The organism is Streptomyces sp. NPDC048337, from assembly GCF_043201175.1.
In the GTDB taxonomy this organism is placed as follows: domain Bacteria; phylum Actinomycetota; class Actinomycetes; order Streptomycetales; family Streptomycetaceae; genus Streptomyces.
On the sequence record NZ_JBICYR010000006.1, the window covers coordinates 310,656 to 329,293 of the forward strand.

The following is an 18,638-nucleotide window of genomic DNA, read 5'->3' on the forward strand; positions in this document are numbered from 1 at the left end:
GGTATATACGCGAAGAATTCGGGCATTTATCGTCCGGTGGCCTTCCGTGCGGCTAGTCCGCGGTGACGGACGCCACCCCGCCCAGCACCCGGTCCACCAGCGCATCCGCGTAACCGTGCGTCAGCGGCGCCGTCCGCAGCAGCCACCGGTACGTCAGCGGGCCGACCAGCATCTCCACCGTCAGCCGCAGGTCGAGGTCCGGCGCGAGCTGCCCGGCTTCCCTCGCCGTGCGCAACCGCGCCTCGTACAGGGCGAGCTGCGGTTCCAGCAGCTGCTCGGTGAAGCGCGCCCCGAGCGCGGGGTCGGTCGCCCCGGCCGCCGTGAGGGCGCGCGCGGGGGCCTCGTACTTCTCGTCGTTCAGCTCGTCCACCGTCGCCCGCAGTACGTACTTCAGGTCGGCGGCGAGATCCCCCGTGTCCGGGAAGCCGGTCCACTCGGCCTCTGTCTCCGCGTCCCCGGCGAGGGAGAGGGAGGCGTCGAGGAGGACGTCGGCCTTCGACGGCCACCAGCGGTAGATGGTCTGTTTGCCGACCCCGGCGCGTGCCGCGATGGCCTCGATCGTCAGCTTGTTGTAGCCGACCTCTCCGACGAGGGTGAGCGCGGCGTCGAGGATGGCGCGCCGGGAGCGGTCGCTGCGGCGGGTGGCGTCAGGCGTCTTGGGCATGCCGCCAAGGTACCAACCGAGACGTCTCGTCTTTCCCGCCTTCCCCTCGTCCCGTAAACCACCCGATCAGTTCACTGCGTTGTCCCGCTTGAGGAGAGACGATTCTCTTCACTGCTCGTCGTCGTGTACGTCGTGAGGAGCCTTCTTTGCGCAGAGACGCCACACCCCGGCGCTACCTGATGTGCCCACCCGCACACTTCAAGGTCACGTACTCCATCAATCCGTGGATGGACCCCACGAAACCGGTGGACCTGCCCCTCGCACTCGCCCAGTGGGAGGACCTGAGGGACCGCTACCGCTCCCTCGGACACACCGTCGAGACCCTCGTACCGGACCCCGCCCTGCCCGACATGGTCTTCGCGGCCAACGGGGCCCTGGTCGTCGACGGCCGGGTGCTCGGCGCCCGGTTCGCCTATCCGGAAAGGGCGCCCGAGGCCGAGATCCACCTCGACTGGTTCCGCGGCCACGGCTACCGGGACGTCCACGAGCCGTCGCACGTGAACGAGGGCGAGGGGGACTTCGCCGTCACCGCCAGCTACATCCTGGCCGGCCGGGGCTTCCGCTCCAGCCCGCTCTCGCACGACGAGGCCCAGGAGTTCTTCGGCCGCCCGGTCATCGGCCTCGACCTGGTGGACCCGCGGTACTACCACCTGGACACCGCGCTCAGCGTCCTCGACGGCGACGAGGTCATGTACTACCCGGGCGCCTTCTCGGCGGGCAGCCAGGCCGTCCTGCGGCGGCTCTTCCCGGACGCGCTGCTCGCCGACGCGCAGGACGCGGCCGCGCTGGGCCTCAACGCGGTCTCGGACGGCCGGCACGTGCTGCTGCCGCAGGCGGCGACCGGGCTGCTGGCGCCGCTGCGCGAGCGGGGGTTCGAGCCGGTGCCGATGGATCTGGGGGAGCTGCTCAAGGGCGGCGGCAGCGTGAAGTGCTGCACCCAGGAGCTGCGGCCCTAGCGGGTCCCGGGCCGGTCGCCGCTGCCGCCCCCGATCACGGCTGCGGCGGCCAGTCCTGGCCCCAGTCGGCGTCCCGCGCCGCCTTGTAGAGGGTGCCGTGGCGCTTGGTCACGGTGGCCCGGGTCAGCCCCGACGAAGGACCGTTCTCGGGACCGCACAGGTCCAGCAGGACGAGCCCCTTGCGGATCTGCGGCTTCCGCGTGATCCGGGAGGGGGCCGGGCGGGCCGGGAAGCGGGTGGCGGCGACGTAGCTGAACTTCTCGTCCTCGTACGGGAGGGAGCCGCCCTTGACCTGCCGGTGCAGGGAGGAACGGCTGACCCGCGCCGAGAAGTGGCACCAGTCCTGGCCGACCTCGATCGGGCAGGTGCCGTCGTGGGGGCAGGGGGCGGCGACCTTGAGGCCCGCCGCGATGAGCTGGTCGCGGGCCTCGCGGATGCGGAGGTAGCCCTCCGGGGTGCCGGGCTCGATCAGTACCACGGCCTGGCCGGCGCGGGCCGCCTCGGCGACGACGGCGGTACGGGCCTGCGGGGTCAGCTCGCCGAGGACGTACGAGACCGTCACCAGGTCGGCGTCGGGGAGGGACAGGCCGGTGCCGATGACGACCCGCCGCCAGTCCGCCGCGCGGAGCACGGGGGAGCCGGAGGCCGCGGCCAGCTCCTTGCCGAGCGCGAGGGCGGGCTCCGCCCAGTCGAGGACCGTGGTGTCGCGCGGGCCGTCCCAGGTGGCGTCCACCGCCCAGGTCGCGGCGCCGGTGCCGCCGCCGACGTCCACGTGCGAGCCGGGCGCCCAGTCGGGCGCCGCCTCCGCGAGGCCGTCGAGGGCGGCGCGGACGGCCTCGAAGGTGGCCGGCATCCGGTACGCCGCGTACGCCGCCACGTCGGAGCGGTCGCGCAGGACGGGCGAGTCGGTGGGGGTCTGCCCCCGGTAGCTGGCGATGAGCCGCTCGACGGCGGCGGAGGCCTGCTTGGGCGGGAGCCCGTCGAGCAACCCGGCCAGGGCGCTGCGGAGGGTCTCGGCGGTGGTGTTCACCACCGAAGTTTACGGGGTTTCGCGGGGGTGCCAGGGGCGGCACAGGAGCAGGAAGCAGGCCACCGAGAGGGCGGCGCACGTCACCTGGACCAGTGCCATCGGGACCGCCGTGTCCTCGCCGGCGATGCCGACCAGCGGGGAGGCGATCGCGCCGATGAGGAAGGAGGACGTGCCGAGCAGGGCGGAGGCGGAGCCCGCCGCGTGCGGGGTCCGCATCAGGGCCTGCGCGTTGGTGTTCGGCAGGACCAGGCCCATCGCCGACATGAGGACGAAGAGGGCGGCCGCGATCGGGGCCAGGCCGACCTTCCCGAACACCCCGGTCGACATGAGGAGGAGGGACACCGAGGCGAGCGTGATGACGGCCAGTCCGACGGCCAGCGCCTTGTCCAGGCTGACCCGGCCGACGAGCAGCTTGCCGTTGATCTGGCCGACGGCGATCAGGCCCACCGAGTTGACCCCGAAGAGGAGGCTGAAGGCCTGGGGCGAAGCACCGTAGATCTCCTGCACCACGAAGGGGGACGCGGAGATGTACGAGAACAGGACGGCGAAGGCGAAGCCTCCGCAGAGGGTGTAGCCGGTGAAGACGCGGTCGCCCAGGAGGCCGCGCATGGTGCGGAGGGCGGCGGCCACGCCTCCCGTGTGCCGGTGCTCCGGCGGCAGGGTCTCGGCGAGGCCGCGCCAGACCATCAGGGTGAGGACGATGCCGACGGCCGTGAGGATGACGAAGACGCCGCGCCAGTCGGCGAAGCGCAGCACCTGGCCGCCTATGAGCGGGGCGATGATCGGGGCCGTGCCCGAGATCAGCATCAGGGTGGAGAAGAACCGGGCCATCTCGACGCCGTCGTACAGGTCGCGTACGACGGCCCGTGCGATGACGATCGCGGCCGCCCCGGCCAGGCCCTGGAGCAGGCGGAAGGCGATCAGCAGCTCGGCGGTCGGGGCGAGGGCGCAGATCGCGGTGGCGAGGACGTACACGATCATGCCGGTGAGCAGCGGCCGGCGGCGGCCCCACTTGTCGCTCATCGGGCCGATGACCAGCTGGCCCAGGGCCATGCCGGCGAGGCAGGCGGTGAGGGTGAGCTGCACGGTCGCGGCCGGGCTGCGCAGGGCGGTGGTGACCTCCGGCAGGGCCGGGAGGTACATGTCCATGGACAGTGGCGGCAGGGCGGTGAGCCCGCCGAGTATGAAGGTGACGAGCAGGCCGGTGCGGCGTGCCGCGGTCAGGGGGGAGGAGGGCGATGCGGGCGACGGCCCGGTCGGCTCGGCTGAGGGGGTCGTCGCGGGGGCTCTTTCCGACATGCGGAACTCCAGTCTGCTCATCTGCTTCGTGCACCCCTGACCGCCCCATGCTCTCAGCTATCGGAACGTCCCGGGGCCGGAGCCCGGTGTGACGTACCCTGCGGCCCCATGAACGCAACTGCCAAGAAGATCGCCGTGGTGACCGGCGCCGGCTCCGGGATCGGCCGTTCCGTCGCCCTGACCCTGGCCGCGGCCGGCTGGGCCGTGGCCGTCGCGGGCCGCCGGGCCGAAGCACTGGAGGAGACCGCGAAGGCGGCCGGGGACGGCGCCGACGTGCTGCGCGTGCCGACGGACGTGAGCGATCCGGACGAGGTGACTGCTCTGTTCGAGGCGGTCCGCGCGCGCTACGGGCGTCTCGACCTGCTCTTCAACAACGCCGGCACCTTCGGCCCGGGCGGCGTCCCGCTGGAGGACATCAGCTACGAGGCCTGGCGCTCCGTCGTGGACGTCAACCTCACCGGCGCCTTCCTGTGCGCGCAGGCGGCCTTCCGCCAGATGAAGGAACAGGACCCGCAGGGCGGCCGGATCATCAACAACGGCTCCATCTCCGCGCACGTTCCGCGCCCGAACTCCATCGCCTACACGGCGACCAAGCACGCGATGACGGGCCTGACCAAGTCGCTGTCGCTCGACGGGCGCCCGTACCGCATCGCCTGCGGCCAGATCGACATCGGCAACGCGGCGACCGAGATGACCGAGCGGATGCAGACCGGCATCCTCCAGGCCAACGGGCAGCTGGCCGTCGAACCGGTGATGGACGCCGCCGACGTGGCCCGCACGGTGCTGCACATGGCCGAGCTCCCGCTGGAGGCGAACGTCCAGTTCGCGACGGTGATGGCGACCTCGATGCCGTACATCGGGCGGGGCTGAGCAACCCCGTTGCCAGGGCGCGGCGACGCGGACGATCATGGCCGGATGACGACCCATACAGCAGTACTGCGCTACAGCGCCTTCTCCCGTGACCCGGAAGGCGGCAACCCCGCCGGGGTCGTGCTCGACGCCGCCGGGCTGGACGAGGCGGCGATGCTGGGGATCGCCGCCGAGCTCGGCTACAGCGAGACGGCCTTCCTGACGGCCCCGCCCGAGGGGCTCGGCGGCGAGCCCGGGCGGGCGTTCACCGTGCGTTACTTCAGCCCGAAGGCGGAGGTGCCCTTCTGCGGGCACGCCACCGTGGCCACCGCGGTGGCGCTCGGGGAGCGGATGGGGCCGGGCGAGCTCGTCTTCGCGACCCGGGCGGGGACCGTCCCGGTGTCCGTCACCGCCGAGGAAGGGCTGCTGCGGGCCACGCTGACCAGCGTCGAGCCGCACATCGAGGAGATCGGCGCCGCCGACCTCGCCGAGGCGCTGGCCGCGCTGGACTGGCCGGAGGCGGACCTGGACCCGGCGTTCCCGCCCCGGATCGCCTACGCCGGAGCCCGGCACCTGGTGCTCGGCGCCGCGACCCGGGCCCGGCTCGCGGACCTCGCCTACGACTTCGCCCGGCTGGAGGCGCTGATGCGGCGCCTCGACCTCACCACCGTGCAGCTGGTGCACCGGGCGGGTCCGGCGGAGTTCCACGTACGGGACCCCTTCCCGGTCGGCGGGGTCGTGGAGGACCCCGCGACGGGGGCCGCCGCGGCCGCGTTCGGCGCGTACGCGCGTGAGCTGGGGCTCGTTCCCGGGGAGGCCGTCCTCACCCTCCACCAGGGCGGGGACATGGGCCGGCCCGGAGTGCTCACGGTGGAGCTGCGCGCCGGTGACCCCCGGGTCAGGGTCGGCGGCGCGGGGGTGCGGATCCCTTGAGCGGGGACGGCACCGCGCCGGAGGGGCTGGATTCCAGGGTGCTCGGGTTCGCGGAGGCCGAGGTGCCCGAGGGGCTGGCCCGGCAGGTCGCCCGGTTGGAGGACGCGGCCTGGCCGGGGGCCTCGCCCGGGCACGATCCGGCGCTGGCACCGCGCGCCCTGCTGCTCGTGGACGGCGCCGACAGGGTGGCCGCCTCGCTGGCGCTGCTGTACAAGGAGATCCCGCTCGCGGGGCGGACGTACCGGGCGGCCGGGCTCAGCGCCGTGGTGACCCGGCCGGAGTCACGCGGGCAAGGGCTCGGCGGCCGGCTGGTGGCGGCGGCCCGCGCCGCGCTGGCGGCCGATCCGGCGGTGGACCTGGCGCTGTTCAGCTGCGACCGGCCGCTGGCGCCCTTCTACGAGGCGGCCGGGTTCGAGCAGCTGCCCGGCACGGTCCTGGTGGGCGGGACGCCGGAGCAACCGCTGGCCACCGATGGGCCGGGCTTCGACAAGGCGGTGATGGGGGCCTTCTTCACGGATGCCCCCGACCGGGACCGGGCGGCCTCACCGGCGTCCGCGTGCCGTTGTACCCGGGGGTCATCGACCGGCTCTGGTGACCCGGACACGGCGAACGGGCCGGGGGGGGGGGGGGGGGGGGGCGGCCCCCCCCCCCCCCCCCGCCCCGTTCGGTGTTCCGGTCCGCGTCAGCCGGCCTGCGCGGCCTCCGAGGGCTGCGCCTTCGGGGCCACGGGGCGGCTCGAATCGTAGAAGAACAGCACCAGCACGGGGATCACGTACAGCGCCCACACCGACAGCTGGAGCACCGTGGGGTCCGGCTGGAAGTTGAAGACGCCCTTGAGCAGGGTCCCGTACCAGCTGTCCGGCGGGATCGCCGAGCTGATGTCGAAGGCCTTGTCGTCCAGGCCGCCCAGGAAGCGGGCCTCCTGCAGGTCGTGGACCCCGTACGCGAGCACGCCCGCGGCCACGACCACGAGCATGGCGCCGGTCCACTTGAAGAACTTCGCGAGGTTGATCTTCAGGGCGCCCCGGTAGAAGAGCCAGCCCAGCACGATCGCCGTCGCGATGCCCAGCAGCACCCCGATGAGCGGCGCGGACGAGCCCTCGCCGCTGGCCCGGACCGAAGCCCACACGAACAGCGCGGTCTCCAGGCCCTCGCGGCCCACCGCCAGGAAGGCGGTGGCCACGAGCGCGCCGGTGCCCATGGAGAGCGCCGAGTCGAGCCTGCCCTGCAGCTCGGCCTTCAGATGCCGCGCGGTGCGCTTCATCCAGAAGACCATCCACGTCACCAGGCCCACCGAGATGATCGACAGGCTGCCGCCCAGCAGCTCCTGCGCCTCGAAGGTCAGCTCCTGCGAGCCGAATTCGAGCATCGCGCCGAAGATCAGCGAGAGGGTGCACGCGATCCCGATGCCGAGCCAGATCGGGCGCAGGGCGTCTCTGCGCTCGGTCTTCACCAGGTACGCGACGAGGATGCAGACGACCAGGCTGGCCTCCAGCCCCTCGCGCAGGCCGATCAGATAGTTGCCGAACACAGCGGTTGTTCCTCTCCAGGCTCTACGACGGGACGGCGCGGACTACGCGAACAGCGTCCGGCCCCACCAGTCGTCCTTGTCACGCACACCCGGCGGGACGGCGAAGATCGCCGAGCCCACGTGCTGGATGTACTCGTTGAGGACGTCGGACTTCGCCAGGTTGCGCTGGATCGGGATGAAGCCCTTGCGGACGTCGCGCTGGTAGGCCAGGAAGAACAGGCCCGCGTCGAGGCGGCCCAGACCGTCCGTGCCGTCGGTGAAGGAGTAGCCGCGGCGCAGGATGGTCGCGCCGTTGTTGGTGTCCGGGTGCGCGAGGCGGACGTGCGCCTCCGGCTTCATCGCCTTCAGGAACGGCTCGTCGCGCTCCTTGGACTTGCCGACCGGGGCACCCTCGCCCTTGTCGCGGCCGAAGATGTCCTCCTGCTCCTGCAGCGGGGTGCGGTCCCAGATCTCGATGTTCATCCGGATCCGCCGGGCCACCAGGTAGGAGCCGCCGGTCATCCACTCGCTGCCGTCGCCGGCGCCGACCCACACGTGCTTGTCCAGGGCCGGCTTGTCGGTGCCCGAGATGTTCCGGGTGCCGTCCTTGAAGCCCATCATGTTGCGTGGGGTCTGCTCTTCGGGCGTGGTCGACGAGGTCTTGCCGAAGCCCAGCTGCGACCAGCGCACCACGGTCTTGCCGAAGCCGATGCGGGCCAGCTGGCGGATCGCGTGCACGGCGACCTGCGGGTCGTCGGCGCAGGCCTGGACGCAGATGTCGCCGCCGGAGCGGGCCGGGTCCAGGTTGTCGCCGGGGAACAGCTCCAGGTCGACCAGCGCGTCGGGGCGCTTGCCCTCCAGACCGAAGCGGTCCTTGGCGAACAGGCCCGGGCCGAAGCCGATGGTCAGGGTGAGGCGGGAGGCCTTCAGACCGAGGGCCTCGCCGGTGTCGGTGGGCGGGGCCTCCGGCCGGCCCTCGTACACGTCGCCGACCGGCAGGCCGGCCGTCATCAGGCGGGCCGCCTCGGTCCACTCCTTGAGGAGCTTGACCAGCTCGTCGCGGCTCTTCGTCTTCACGTCGAAGGCCGCGAAGTGCAGACGGTCCTGCACGGCGCTCGCGATACCGGCCTGGTGCTCACCGTGGAACGGCACGGCCGCCCCGGCGGAGGCCGCCGAGACCATGTCCGGCCCGCTGTCGAACGCGGCCACCGCACCGCCGGCCGCGGCCGCGCCGAGCGCGAGCCCGGCACCGCCCCAGCCCAGTACGGCCCGCCGCGAGGGCGCGGTCGCGGTGGACTCGCCGCCGTCCTGCTGCTGCGGCTGCTGCGCCGCCGACTCCGACTCGCTCATGCTGTTCTCCCGCCTCCTTCGACTCTGCTCGTTACTTGGTGACCGCGGCGGCGAGCTTGGAGAGCGGCTCGCCGAGGGCGCTGACGCCGTCCGAGAGCTCCTTGCGCTCCGCCTCGCCGACCTTGTCGTAGGAGGTGAAGTCGTAGGAGGCCTTGTCGGCGCGGTACTTGTCCAGCAGCGTGTTCATCGCCGCGAACTGGGTGTCGAGCTGCTTGGCGAGCTCGGGGTCGTTCTTCGAGGCGAGCGGCTTGAGCAGCTCGTACGCCTTCTGCGCGCCCTCCACGTTGGCCTTGAAGTCGACCAGGTCGGTGTGGGAGTAGCGCTCCTCCTCGCCCGTGACCTTGCCGGAGGCGACCTCGTCGAGGAGCTCCTTGGCGCCGTTGGCCATCGAGGAGGGGGTGATCTCCGCCGTGCCGACCTTCTTCTGCCAGTCGGTCAGGTCCGCGATCAGGGTGTCGGCGAGCTTCTTGTCGTTCTCGTCGATCTTGTTGTCGGCCCACAGGGACTTCTCCAGGCGGTGCCAGCCCGTCCAGTCCTTCGCCGGGTCCTGGCCGGCCTCCAGGCCGTCCTCGCGGACGTCGACCTTCGGGTCGATGTCACCGAAGGACTCGGCGACCGGCTCGGTGCGCTCCCAGCCGATGCGGGAGGCGGCGTACAGCTTCTTCGCCGTCTCGATGTCGCCGGCCTTGACGGCGTCCGCGAAGGCCTGCGCCTTGGGGAGGGTCTCCTCGGCCTGCTGGACCACGTACGCGCGGTAGGCGGCGACCGCGGCGTCGGCCTCGGGGCTGCGCTTCTCCTCGGCTGCGCCCTTGCCGGTGGCCTTGACCTTCTGGCTGATGCCGTCGCCCTTCATGCCGGGCTTGCAGACGATCTCGTACTCGCCCGCCTTGATCTCGGCGGTGATGGAGGCCTTGGTGCCGGGGCCGATGTTCTCGCGCTCGGTCACGATGCGGGCGTCCGGGAAGAGGACGTAGACCTCGGTGACCTTGGAGCCCTTGTTCTCGACGTCGATCTGCACCTTGCCGGCCGGGAACTCGGTCTTCGACACCTCGCAGGCGCTGTCGGAGGCCGCCACCTTGATCGCGCCGGCGCCGCCCGCGTCGCTCTTCTGGGAGCAGCCGGTGACGGCGGTCAGAGCCGCCGCGACGGAGGCGGCGGCGATGACGGTGAGGCGGGCGGGGCGCATAGGGGGCTCCTGGGCGTCGGACGTGGGGCCCGTCCCAGGGGGGAGGGCCGGTGAGGCGGACCTAACTTAACCGAGGCTTACCTGACCCATACCCACTCGTCCAGTGATTCAGCTCTCACCTCGCGGCGCCGGACACGGGGCCGTCACGGCACCCTCATGACGACCCCATGGGAGGGTCAAGCGGAGGTCAAGTCGATGTGACCGTTCCGTACGGTGGGACGGCCTTCGCCGCGTACGGGGAGCACAAGCGGAGCGCCGGTGCGCGGGTGCGGGAGGACCTCCACCGGCTGTCGGTAGACCCGGCTGAGCAGAGCGTCCTCGAACACCTCGGACGGCGGGCCGTCCGCGGCGATCCGCCCGTCGTGCAGGACGGCGGCCCGGTCCGCGTAGGCGGCGGCCAGCCCCAGGTCGTGCAGGACGACGACCACCGCGTCCCCGGCCGCGGCCCGCTCGCGGCAGATCCGCAGGACGAGTTCCTGGTGGCGCAGGTCGAGGGCGGCGGTGGGCTCGTCGAGCAGGAGCAGCGGGGCCCGCTGGGCCAGTACGCGGGCCAGCGCGACCCGGGCGCGCTCGCCGCCGGAGAGGGCGGAGAAGGGGCGCGCGGCGAAGCCGGTGACCTCGGTGGCGGCCATGGCGGCGGCCACCGCCTCGTCGTCGGCATCGGCGAGGGGGGTGCCGGCCCAGGGGGCGCGGCCCATCCGTACGACGTCCTCCACCGGAAAGGGGAAGGAGAGTGCCGCCGTCTGGGGGAGTACGGAGCGGCGCAGCGCGAGGTCGCGGGCGCCCCATCCGGCCACCGCGCGGCCGTCGATCCGTACCTCTCCGGAGGCGGCGGGCAGGTCGGCGGCGAGCGCGGCCAGCAGGGTGGACTTGCCGGCGCCGTTCGGGCCGACGAGGGCCAGCACCTCGCCGGAGCGGGCGGTCAGGTCGATGCCGGAGAGGACCTCGCGGGCGCCGAGCCGGACGTGGAGGTCCAGGGTCTCGGCGAGGGCCGCCCCGGGCGCGGGACGGGCCGGGACGGTCCGCCTGTTCCGGGAGAGCAGCCCGGTCAGCCTGCTGGTCACGCCCAACCTCCCTGCTTGCGGCGCGTACGGCGCAGGAGCCAGAAGAAGAACGGGCTGCCGAGCAGGGCGGTCAGTACGCCCAGCGGCAGTTCGGCGGGCTGGGCGACGGTACGGGCCGCCAGATCTCCCGCGACCAGGACGACGGCGCCGGCGAGGGCGCTGCCGGGGACCAGGAAGCGGTGGCCGGGGCCGCCCGCCATGCGCAGCAGGTGCGGGACGAGCAGGCCGACGAAGGTGATGACGCCGGCCACGGCCACGGCGGCGGCGGTGAGCAGCGCCACGACCAGGATGAGGGCCAGGCGGAGCCGCTCCACGTCGATGCCGAGGTGGCGGGCGGGGCGTTCGCCGAGCGCGAGGAGGTCGAGCCGGCGGGCGTGGAAGGGGGCGACGAGCAGGCCGGCGAGGGCGCAGGGCAGGACGGCGAGCACCTTGGGCCAGGTGGCCTGGGCGAGCGAGCCGAGCTGCCAGAAGGTGATCTGGTTGACCTGGCCGCTGTCCGCGAAGAAGACGAACAGGCCGATGAGGGCGCCGGCGAAGGCGTTCACGGCGATGCCGGTGAGGATGAGGGTGACGACCTCGGTCCTGCCGTTGTTGCGGGAGAGGAAGTAGACGGAGCCGACGGTGAACAGGCCGGCGGCGAAGGCGCAGGCGGTGACGGTCCAGTTGCCGAGGAAGGTGAGGCCCAGGCCGATGGCGGCGACGGCGCCGACGGCGGCGCCCGCCGAGATGCCGATGACGCCGGGCTCGGCGAGGGGGTTGCCGAACACGCCCTGCATCAGGGCCCCCGCACACCCCAGGCTCGCGCCGACGAGCAGCGCGAGCGCGACGCGCGGCAGCCGTACGTTCCACAGGACGCTCTCCCCGACGCGGTCGAGGGGGGTGCCGCCGAGGCCCATGCGGTGCTGGGCGGAGGCGAGTACGTCCCCGAGGGGGATGTCGTAGGCCCCGGTCCCGGCGGAGACCAGGGCGAGGAGCAGCAGGGCGGCGACGAGAACGGCGGTCAGGACGAGGGCCGTGCGGCTGCGCCGCGCGGGGCTCCGCCCCACACCCCGCGCCTCGAGCGCCGGCGGGGCTGGATTCTGGACGGTCATGTCAGGTGGCCTTGCCGTAGAGCTGGGTGATCAGGGAGGTCAGGACCTGGTCGGTGCGGGGGCCGTAGTTGAGGAGGATGCCGTCGTCGACGGTGACCACGCGGCGGTCCAGGCCGGCCGGGGTCTGGGCGACGCCCGGGATCTTGATCAGGCCGTCGGTGCCGCCGACGGATTCGAGGCCCTTGGACATGACCAGGATCGCGTCGGGGGCGGCGGCCGCCAGGGCCTCGCTGGTGATCGGGGTGAAGTCCTTGCCCAGGCCGGACTCCTTGCCGGTGTCGACCGCGCCGGCCGCCTCCAGGAGGGAGGCGGCGCCGGAGTCGGAGCCGCCCAGGAGGTAGACCGAGGCCGTGCCGCGCAGGTAGAGGAAGGCCACGCGGGGCTTCTTGCCCGAGGTGGTGGGGATGGCCTTGCGGGCGGCCGCGATGCGGTCCGCGGTGCGCTGGTTCAGCCGGTCGCCCGCGTCCTTGACGCCGAGGGCGGCGGCGACCGCGTCGATGCGCTTCGGTACGTCGTCCAGGGACTTGGCCGGGGCCACGACGAGGACGGGGATGCCCGCGTCGCGGATCTGCTGGATCGCCTCGGCGGGGCCGCTGGTGGTCTCCGCGAGGACGAGCGTGGGGCGCAGCGACAGGACGCTTTCGGCGGAGACCTCGTGACCCCGGGTCACCACGGGGAGCCGTGCGGCCTGTTCGAAGGTGGCGGTGATGTCCCGGGCGACGACCTGCGGGCCGAGCCCCAGGGTGTGGACGATCTCGTTGAGGCTGCCGGTCAGGGGGACGACCCGGTCCGCCGAGGCGACCGTGACCCGGTTGCCGTCGGCCGAGGGCACCGTGACGGGCAGGGCGGGCAGCGGCGACGGGGTGAGGGGCTCGACCCGGTCGACGGTGGCGGGGGCGGATGCGCGCGGGGTGGTGGCCGTACCTCCGCAGCCCGTCAGCGCGAGTGCCAGTGCTGCCACGGCAAGGGCGAGACGGGTGACGCGGTGTGACGCGGCGGGCGTAGGCACGAAGGCACCGTCCTGATCGTCCGACTGGGGTTCTGGAGACCGGGGGTTCCGAACCCGGCCAGGCATAGCTTAGGTTAGCCTAACCTTGCTTGCTAGACCTGGAGGGGGCATTCATGCCCGCACGACCTGTCCGCGCCTTCGCCGCCGCCCTGTTGGCGGCTCTGCTGGGGGCCCTGCTCCCGGCCACCGTCGCCCGGGCGGGCACCGTGCAGGGGGGTCGTCTGGACTGGGGCATCAAATCGTCGTTCCAGAGTTATGTCACCGGGCCGGCGGCGAAAGGCGGTTTCCAGCTGAAGAGCGGAGCCGCCACGGTCGGCGGGAGCCTGTTCCGCTTCCATTCGGCGGCCGGCTCGTACGACCCGGACTCCGGCGCCTTCGAGGCCTCGTACGCGGGTGGGGTGACCTTCCAGGGCCATCAGAAGTCCGACGGCGTCTACGAGTTGGAGATGTCCGTCAGCCGGCCCACCGTCCGGATCGGCGGCGGCAAGGGGACCCTGTACGCGGACGTCTCCAGCAAGGCCAAGGACACGGGTGCCGTCACCAGCCGGTCCCAGGTGCCCTTCGCCACGCTGGGTCTCGGCGGCGTCGACATGAAGGGCGGCGGCAGCCCGATCGTCCTCTCCAATGTCCCGGCGACGCTGACGGAGGAGGGCGCCCAGGCCTTCGCCGGCTACTACGCGGCCGGTGCGCAGCTCGACCCGGTCTCACTGTCAGCCGACGTCAAGACGGCCCCGGCCGCGGAGCCCTCGCCGACGGTGAGCGCCACGGCCGCGACGCCGCAGGCGCAGGGCGCGTTCGTCGAAGCCGCCGTCGACTGGGGCGTGCGGCGCACCTTCCGCGAGTACGTGACGGGCTCCGTGGAGCAGGGCAAGTGGATCCTTGCCGAAGGGGCCCGGGACGGCGGGGCGCTGTTCCGCTTCCCGCAGGGCAAGGGGTCGTACGACGGCGCGAAGGGCACCCTTGACGCCGCCTTCGCGGGCACCGTCCAGTTCACCGGCGCCCATCTGGACCTGAAGCTCGGCAAGGTGAGCGTCAAGGTGGAGAACGGCAGGGGCGTGCTGTCCGCCGATGTCACGGCCGGCGGGCAGGCGACGAAGAACGCCGTCGCGCTGGTGGAGTTCGACGCCAAGGGGATGAAGACCGAGGGCGGGCTGGCCACGCTGACCGAAGCCACGGCCCTCCTGACGGAGGGCGGATCGCAGGCCTTCAACTCCATGTACAAGCCGGGTACCGAGATGGATCCCGTCTCGCTCGCCATCGCCCTCGACGCCGGTGCGAAGCTGCCGGCCCTGCCCGATCTGGGCTCCACGGCCCCGCCCGCGAGCGCGTCTCCCGCGCCGACCCTGTCCCAGGGGACGGCGGGGGAGTCCTCGAACGCCGGGCTGTACGCCGCCCTGGCCGTGGCCCTCCTGGCCCTGGCCGGCGGCGCCACCTTCCTGGCCGTCCGTACACGCCGCACGACCACTACCGCTGCCGATGCCGGTAGCACGGCTGCCGCTGCTGGTGGCGCCGCCGACGATGCCGCTTCCGCTGACGGTGGTGGCGCCGCCGGCGAGGGCGGCGCCGATGCGGGCGGCCAGGCTGCCGACGCGCCGCGCTAGCCGTTGGCCATCGCCCTCGACAGACCACTTCCCCTCCCCTCCCCTCCCCTCCCCTCCCCTCCCCTCCCCTCCCCTCAGGAGTGCCAGCCATGCTGTCCCACCACCGCCCGATGGCCCTCGCGGCCGCCGTCCTGACCGCCGCCGCCCTCGGCACCACCGTCCTGGCCCTGCCCGCGACCGCCGCGGGCGGCGGCGCCCCGGCCGGGCCGCTGAAGATCACCGGCGGCACCCTCGACTGGGGCGTGCTGGCGAGCTACCGCGCGTACGTCACCGGCATGGCCAAGGGCTCCATCACCGTGGCCGACGGCGCCCGGCAGAACGAGGACGGCAGCCTGCGCTTCGGTGAGCCGACCGGCCAGTACGACCCGGCCGGCGGGCACGTGGTGAAGGCGGCCTTCAAGGGCAGCGTCACCTTCTCCTCGCCCGCCCCACCGACCGGGCACGGCTTCGAGGTCAAGCTCTCGGACTTCCGTATCGACACCGGCACCAAGAAGCTCACCGCGGACGTCACCAAGGGCGGCGCCACGGCCGAGGACGTGCCGCTGGCCACGGTGGCCTTCGCCGGCCAGTCGATGACCGGACTGGCGACCACGCTCACCAAGGAGGCGGCGGACGCGCTCGGTTCGGCCTCGTACGAGAACAAGGCGGGCGACCCGCTGACCGCGAAGCTGGAGTTCGAGCAGCCGACGCCGCCGAAGCCGACACCGACCGGGACGAAGACGACCCCGGCCCCCACCCCGTCGAAGACCGCGCCCACCACGAAGCCCACGGCCCCGGCCGACGGCCCGCAGAAGATCCTCAGCGGCAAGCTGACGTGGGGCGTGAAGGAGTCCTTCCGCAGGTACGTGCTGAGCGCGGGCACCATCACCCCGGCCGGCGGGGCCGCCAAGAACGGCGAGCTCTTCGACTTCGCCTTCGGCAAGGGCGAGCTGGACGTCAAGAAGCAGAAGCTGAACGCCTCCTTCGAGGGGAACCTCCACTTCCAGTACGCGGCCCACGGCCTCGACATGACGATCGGCGACCTCCGCGTCGAGGCCACCGGCAAGACCGGAACCCTGTACGCGGGCACCGTCCCCTTCGCCACGCTCGACCTGTCGAAGACCGACTACAGGACCACGGGCGGCGTACTGGCGCTGAACGCCGTGCCCGCCGCCTTCACCGCCGAGGGCGCGGCCGCCTTCGCCAACGGCACCACCGGCTCGATGTACAAGGCGGGCGACCCGATCGACCCCGTCAGCCTCTCCGTGGCGGTGGACAAGGACGCCGCCCTCCCGACGACGGGCGCCGGCACCACGACCACGGGCGGTACGGGTGGTACGGGCGTCACCGCCGCCACCGTCGGCGGCAACCTCGCCGCGACCGGCGCCGAGATCCCGGCCGGGGCGCTGCTCGCCACCTCCGGCTCGGTCATCGCCGCCGGTGCGGGCGCGGTCTGGCTCGCCCGCAGGCGGCGCACCCCGCAGCTCTGAGCCGTGCTTGAATGCCCGCGTGAACGATCTCGACGTGTTGAGGGTCTTCTGCGCGGCCGACGGCCGGTTCGGCAACCTGCTCGGTGTCGTACGCGACGGCCGCACCTGCCCCGACGACGCGTCCCGGCAGGCGCTGGCCGCCGAACTGGGCTACAGCGAGACGGTGTTCGTCGACGACCCCGAGCGCGGGGTCGTCGACATCCGTACGCCCGGTACGCGGATGTCCTTCGCCGGGCACCCGCTGGTCGGGCTCGCCTGGCTGCTGGACATCGAGGAGCTCCAACCGCCCGCCGGATCCGTATGGGCCCGTGACGACGGGGAGTTCACCTGGATCACGGCCCGCGCCGAATGGGTCGAGGGCAAGCGCACCGAGCAGTACGGGAGCGTCGCCGAGGTCGAGGCGCTGCCCGCCCCGCCGCCGGGCGAGGGCTGGCTGTACGCGTGGGCCTGGGAGGACGAGGCCGCGGGCCGGGTACGGGCCCGCGGCTTTCCGCGCCGTGCCGACGGGGTCATCGCGGAGGACGAGGCCACCGGCTCGGCGGCGATCCTGCTGACCGCGGAGCTGAACCGCGCCCTGAACATCACCCAGGGCGCCGGCTCGCAGATCCTCACCGCCCCCGGCCCCGACGGCACGGTCGAGATCGGCGGCCGCGTCCGCTTCGCGGCACACCCCGGAGGAGCTACGCGCTGAGCGGGAACTGTTCGCCCAGCTCGCGGAAGACCGCGCCGTTGAAGTCGAAGGCACGCTTGCACTCGTCGATGATGCGCTGCTTCTCCAGGTCGTCCGCGGCGATCGCGTCGAGCAGCTGGCGGTAGGTCCGCTTGAAGGCCGCCGGGTTGGAGATGTCCGCGAAGACGTAGAAGCGGACGCCGTCGCCCTTGCGCTCGAAGCCCCAGGTCCGCTCCGCCTTGTCGCGGATGATCTGGCCGCCGGAGAGGTCGCCCAGGTAGCGGGTGTAGTGGTGGGCCACGTATCCGCCGGGCCATTCGGCCGCGCACTGCGCCACCCGGGCTGCGTACGCCTCGGTCGCGGGCAGCGCCGCCACGCTCTCGCGCCACTCCGGGCCCAGCAGGTGGACCAGGTCCCGCTCGATCTCGCCGACGCGCATCAGCTCGGGCCGGATGAAGGGTCCGGCGACCGGGTCGTCCTTGAGGGACTCGGCCGCGTCCTCCAGGGCCCGGTACACGAACCACAGCTGCTCGGTGTAGCGCGTGTACGCGTCCACGCCGAGCCGGCCGCCCAGCAGGTCGCTCATGAAGGTCGACGTCTCCGCCTCGGTGTGCTGCTCGTGCGAAGCGACGCGGATGACCGTGGAGAAGGCGTCCAAGACTGACCTCCAGAAAAGGGGGAACAGGCGTGGCGGACGTGCCGCCACACCCGATCCTCCTACTTAGGTATGCCTAAGTCAATGTGTTCCCGACGCCTTGTCGGTAAAAACTGCGCCCGGGCTACGGGCTACGGCAGGGTCAGGACGTCCGCCCCGCTGTCCGTCACCACCAGCGTGTGCTCGAACTGCGCCGTCCGCTTGCGGTCCTTCGTGACGACCGTCCAGCCGTCCGCCCACATGTCGTACTCGTGCGTGCCCAGGGTCAGCATGGGCTCGATGGTGAAGGTCATCCCGGGCTCGATGACGGTGGTGGCGTGCGGGCTGTCGTAGTGCGGGATGATCAGGCCGGAGTGGAAGGAGGAGTTGATGCCGTGGCCGGTGAAGTCCCGGACCACGCCATAGCCGAAGCGCTTCGCGTACGACTCGATGACCCGGCCGATGATGTTGATCTGGCGGCCCGGCTTCACCGCCTTGATGGCCCGGTTCAGCGCCTCGCGCGTCCGCTCCACCAGTAGCCGCGACTCCTCGTCCACCTCCCCGCACAGGTAGGTGGCGTTGTTGTCGCCGTGGACACCGCCGATGTACGCGGTCACGTCGAGGTTCACGATGTCGCCGTCGCGCAGGACGGTGGAGTCGGGGATGCCGTGACAGATGACCTCGTTGACCGAGGAGCACAGGGACTTGGGGAAGCCCCGGTAGCCCAGCGTCGACGGGTAGGCGCCGTGGTCGCACATGTACTCGTGCGCGACCCGGTCCAGCTCGTCGGTGGTCACCCCCGGGGCGATCAGCTTGGCGGCCTCTTCCATCGCCTGGGCGGCGATCCGGCCGGCGATGCGCATGGCCTCGATGGTCTCGGCCGACTGCACCTCCGGTCCGGTGTACGGGGTGGGCGCGGACTTGCCCACGTACTCGGGCCGGCGGATGTTTCCGGGAACGGAACGGACGGGAGAAAGCTCGCCTGGTACGAGCAGCGACTGGCCAGACATGCAAGCGAGTGTATCCAGCGGGGATGGGGCAGCATGGCGGCAGAGAGCGGTATCGAGAGGAGCCCGACAGCGATGGCCCTGTTCAAGAAGCGCCAGGTGGGCAAACCGGGCGAGTGGTACTACTGCCTGGTCCACCAGAAGGTCGAGGAAGGCCCCGAGTGCCCGGCGAAGGACCGTTTCGGCCCTTACGGGACGCGGGAGGAGGCGTCCCACGCCATGGAGACGGCGCAGGAGCGCAACCTCGAATGGCAGAACGACCCGAAGTGGAACGACAAGACCCGCGAGGACGAGGAAGGCACGGCGTCGTAGGGAC

19 protein-coding genes are annotated in these 18,638 nt (G+C 72.4%); 8 read left to right on the top strand and 11 right to left on the bottom strand.

Features of this window, described 5'->3' with window-relative positions; all coding sequences use genetic code 11:
• Nucleotides 1-52 precede the first annotated feature (52 nt).
• A complete protein-coding gene (locus tag ACGFYU_RS13375) occupies nt 53-664 on the bottom strand; it encodes a TetR/AcrR family transcriptional regulator (RefSeq protein WP_393827404.1) in 612 nt (203 codons plus the stop codon).
• Between the two features lie 101 nt (nt 665-765).
• On the opposite strand from ACGFYU_RS13375, the gene ddaH reads away from it, so the two are divergent.
• Nucleotides 766-1,620, top strand: a complete 855-nt coding sequence (ddaH, locus tag ACGFYU_RS13380; protein ID WP_393827483.1) for a dimethylargininase — start codon at nt 766-768, stop codon at nt 1,618-1,620.
• A 34-nt stretch (nt 1,621-1,654) separates the two neighbouring features.
• Here the strand turns inward: ddaH and ACGFYU_RS13385 are convergent, their stop codons facing one another.
• Complete coding sequence (locus tag ACGFYU_RS13385; RefSeq protein ID WP_393827405.1) at nt 1,655-2,650, bottom strand: small ribosomal subunit Rsm22 family protein; 996 nt, start codon at nt 2,648-2,650, stop codon at nt 1,655-1,657.
• A gap of 9 nt (nt 2,651-2,659) precedes the next feature.
• On the bottom strand, nt 2,660-3,949 hold the full coding sequence (locus ACGFYU_RS13390; RefSeq protein ID WP_393827406.1) for a Bcr/CflA family multidrug efflux MFS transporter: 1,290 nt from the start codon (nt 3,947-3,949) through the stop codon (nt 2,660-2,662).
• Between the two features lie 108 nt (nt 3,950-4,057).
• Between ACGFYU_RS13390 and ACGFYU_RS13395 the strand changes: the two genes are divergently transcribed.
• Genes ACGFYU_RS13395 through ACGFYU_RS13405 form a run of 3 tightly spaced genes read left to right on the top strand, consistent with a single transcriptional unit; the run spans nt 4,058 to nt 6,477 of the window.
• Entirely contained in the window at nt 4,058-4,819 is a 762-nt protein-coding gene (locus ACGFYU_RS13395; RefSeq protein WP_393827407.1) for an SDR family oxidoreductase, read from the top strand.
• Nucleotides 4,820-4,864: 45 nt separating this feature from the next.
• A complete protein-coding gene (locus tag ACGFYU_RS13400; RefSeq protein WP_393827408.1) occupies nt 4,865-5,731 on the top strand; it encodes a PhzF family phenazine biosynthesis protein in 867 nt (288 codons plus the stop codon).
• Nucleotides 5,728-6,477 (top strand): GNAT family N-acetyltransferase, encoded by a 750-nt coding sequence (locus ACGFYU_RS13405; protein ID WP_393827409.1) that lies wholly within the window; start codon nt 5,728-5,730, stop codon nt 6,475-6,477. The genes ACGFYU_RS13400 and ACGFYU_RS13405 overlap by 4 nt, the downstream gene beginning before the upstream one ends.
• Here ACGFYU_RS13405 and efeU read toward each other — a convergent pair.
• From efeU to ACGFYU_RS13435, 6 genes are all read right to left on the bottom strand, one after another.
• Complete coding sequence (gene efeU / locus ACGFYU_RS13410; RefSeq protein WP_393827410.1) at nt 6,414-7,262, bottom strand: iron uptake transporter permease EfeU; 849 nt, start codon at nt 7,260-7,262, stop codon at nt 6,414-6,416. The genes ACGFYU_RS13405 and efeU overlap by 64 nt on opposite strands.
• A 42-nt stretch (nt 7,263-7,304) precedes the next feature.
• Nucleotides 7,305-8,591 (bottom strand): iron uptake transporter deferrochelatase/peroxidase subunit, encoded by a 1,287-nt coding sequence (gene efeB, locus ACGFYU_RS13415; protein ID WP_393827411.1) that lies wholly within the window; start codon nt 8,589-8,591, stop codon nt 7,305-7,307.
• 31 nt (nt 8,592-8,622) lie between these two features.
• Nucleotides 8,623-9,777, bottom strand: coding sequence for an iron uptake system protein EfeO (gene efeO, locus ACGFYU_RS13420; protein WP_393827412.1), 1,155 nt, complete (start codon nt 9,775-9,777; stop codon nt 8,623-8,625).
• Nucleotides 9,778-9,953: 176 nt separating this feature from the next.
• Nucleotides 9,954-10,820 carry a heme ABC transporter ATP-binding protein gene (locus tag ACGFYU_RS13425; protein ID WP_393827484.1) on the bottom strand — a complete coding sequence of 289 codons (867 nt, stop codon included), beginning with the start codon at nt 10,818-10,820 and terminating at the stop codon, nt 9,954-9,956.
• A 17-nt stretch (nt 10,821-10,837) separates the two neighbouring features.
• On the bottom strand, nt 10,838-11,932 hold the full coding sequence (locus tag ACGFYU_RS13430) for a FecCD family ABC transporter permease (RefSeq protein WP_393827413.1): 1,095 nt from the start codon (nt 11,930-11,932) through the stop codon (nt 10,838-10,840).
• Nucleotide 11,933: 1 nt separating this feature from the next.
• Nucleotides 11,934-12,941, bottom strand: coding sequence for a hemin ABC transporter substrate-binding protein (locus tag ACGFYU_RS13435; protein WP_393827414.1), 1,008 nt, complete (start codon nt 12,939-12,941; stop codon nt 11,934-11,936).
• Between the two features lie 113 nt (nt 12,942-13,054).
• On the opposite strand from ACGFYU_RS13435, the gene ACGFYU_RS13440 reads away from it, so the two are divergent.
• From ACGFYU_RS13440 to ACGFYU_RS13450, 3 genes are all read left to right on the top strand, one after another.
• Entirely contained in the window at nt 13,055-14,542 is a 1,488-nt protein-coding gene (locus tag ACGFYU_RS13440; protein ID WP_393827415.1) for an HtaA domain-containing protein, read from the top strand.
• An 89-nt stretch (nt 14,543-14,631) separates the two neighbouring features.
• Complete coding sequence (locus tag ACGFYU_RS13445) at nt 14,632-16,011, top strand: HtaA domain-containing protein (protein WP_393827416.1); 1,380 nt, start codon at nt 14,632-14,634, stop codon at nt 16,009-16,011.
• A 7-nt stretch (nt 16,012-16,018) separates the two neighbouring features.
• Nucleotides 16,019-16,702, top strand: a complete 684-nt coding sequence (locus ACGFYU_RS13450; RefSeq protein WP_393827417.1) for a PhzF family phenazine biosynthesis protein — start codon at nt 16,019-16,021, stop codon at nt 16,700-16,702.
• Here ACGFYU_RS13450 and ACGFYU_RS13455 read toward each other — a convergent pair.
• Both ACGFYU_RS13455 and map read right to left on the bottom strand, forming a co-directional pair.
• The gene (locus ACGFYU_RS13455; RefSeq protein WP_393827418.1) at nt 16,692-17,339 is read right to left on the bottom strand and encodes a heme oxygenase (biliverdin-producing); all 648 of its coding nucleotides are present in this window, start codon (nt 17,337-17,339) and stop codon (nt 16,692-16,694) included. The genes ACGFYU_RS13450 and ACGFYU_RS13455 overlap by 11 nt on opposite strands.
• 128 nt (nt 17,340-17,467) lie before the next feature.
• Nucleotides 17,468-18,325, bottom strand: coding sequence for a type I methionyl aminopeptidase (gene map, locus ACGFYU_RS13460; protein WP_393827419.1), 858 nt, complete (start codon nt 18,323-18,325; stop codon nt 17,468-17,470).
• 72 nt (nt 18,326-18,397) lie between these two features.
• Between map and ACGFYU_RS13465 the strand changes: the two genes are divergently transcribed.
• Complete coding sequence (locus ACGFYU_RS13465; protein WP_393827420.1) at nt 18,398-18,634, top strand: hypothetical protein; 237 nt, start codon at nt 18,398-18,400, stop codon at nt 18,632-18,634.
• The last annotated feature ends 4 nt before the right edge of the window (nt 18,635-18,638 follow it).

Bases quoted from the DNA above. Each gene is read 5' to 3' on its own strand.
- ACGFYU_RS13375 (WP_393827404.1), bottom strand. From the start codon at position 664: ATGCCCAAGACGCCTGACGCCACCCGCCGCAGCGACCGCTCCCGGCGC.
- ACGFYU_RS13390 (WP_393827406.1), bottom strand. From the start codon at position 3,949: ATGTCGGAAAGAGCCCCCGCGACGACCCCCTCAGCCGAGCCGACCGGG.
- ACGFYU_RS13395 (WP_393827407.1), top strand. From the start codon at position 4,058: ATGAACGCAACTGCCAAGAAGATCGCCGTGGTGACCGGCGCCGGCTCC.
- ACGFYU_RS13400 (WP_393827408.1), top strand. From the start codon at position 4,865: ATGACGACCCATACAGCAGTACTGCGCTACAGCGCCTTCTCCCGTGAC.
- efeB (WP_393827411.1), bottom strand. From the start codon at position 8,591: ATGAGCGAGTCGGAGTCGGCGGCGCAGCAGCCGCAGCAGCAGGACGGC.
- efeO (WP_393827412.1), bottom strand. From the start codon at position 9,777: ATGCGCCCCGCCCGCCTCACCGTCATCGCCGCCGCCTCCGTCGCGGCG.
- ACGFYU_RS13430 (WP_393827413.1), bottom strand. From the start codon at position 11,932: ATGACCGTCCAGAATCCAGCCCCGCCGGCGCTCGAGGCGCGGGGTGTG.
- ACGFYU_RS13440 (WP_393827415.1), top strand. From the start codon at position 13,055: ATGCCCGCACGACCTGTCCGCGCCTTCGCCGCCGCCCTGTTGGCGGCT.
- ACGFYU_RS13445 (WP_393827416.1), top strand. From the start codon at position 14,632: ATGCTGTCCCACCACCGCCCGATGGCCCTCGCGGCCGCCGTCCTGACC.
- map (WP_393827419.1), bottom strand. From the start codon at position 18,325: ATGTCTGGCCAGTCGCTGCTCGTACCAGGCGAGCTTTCTCCCGTCCGT.
- ACGFYU_RS13465 (WP_393827420.1), top strand. From the start codon at position 18,398: ATGGCCCTGTTCAAGAAGCGCCAGGTGGGCAAACCGGGCGAGTGGTAC.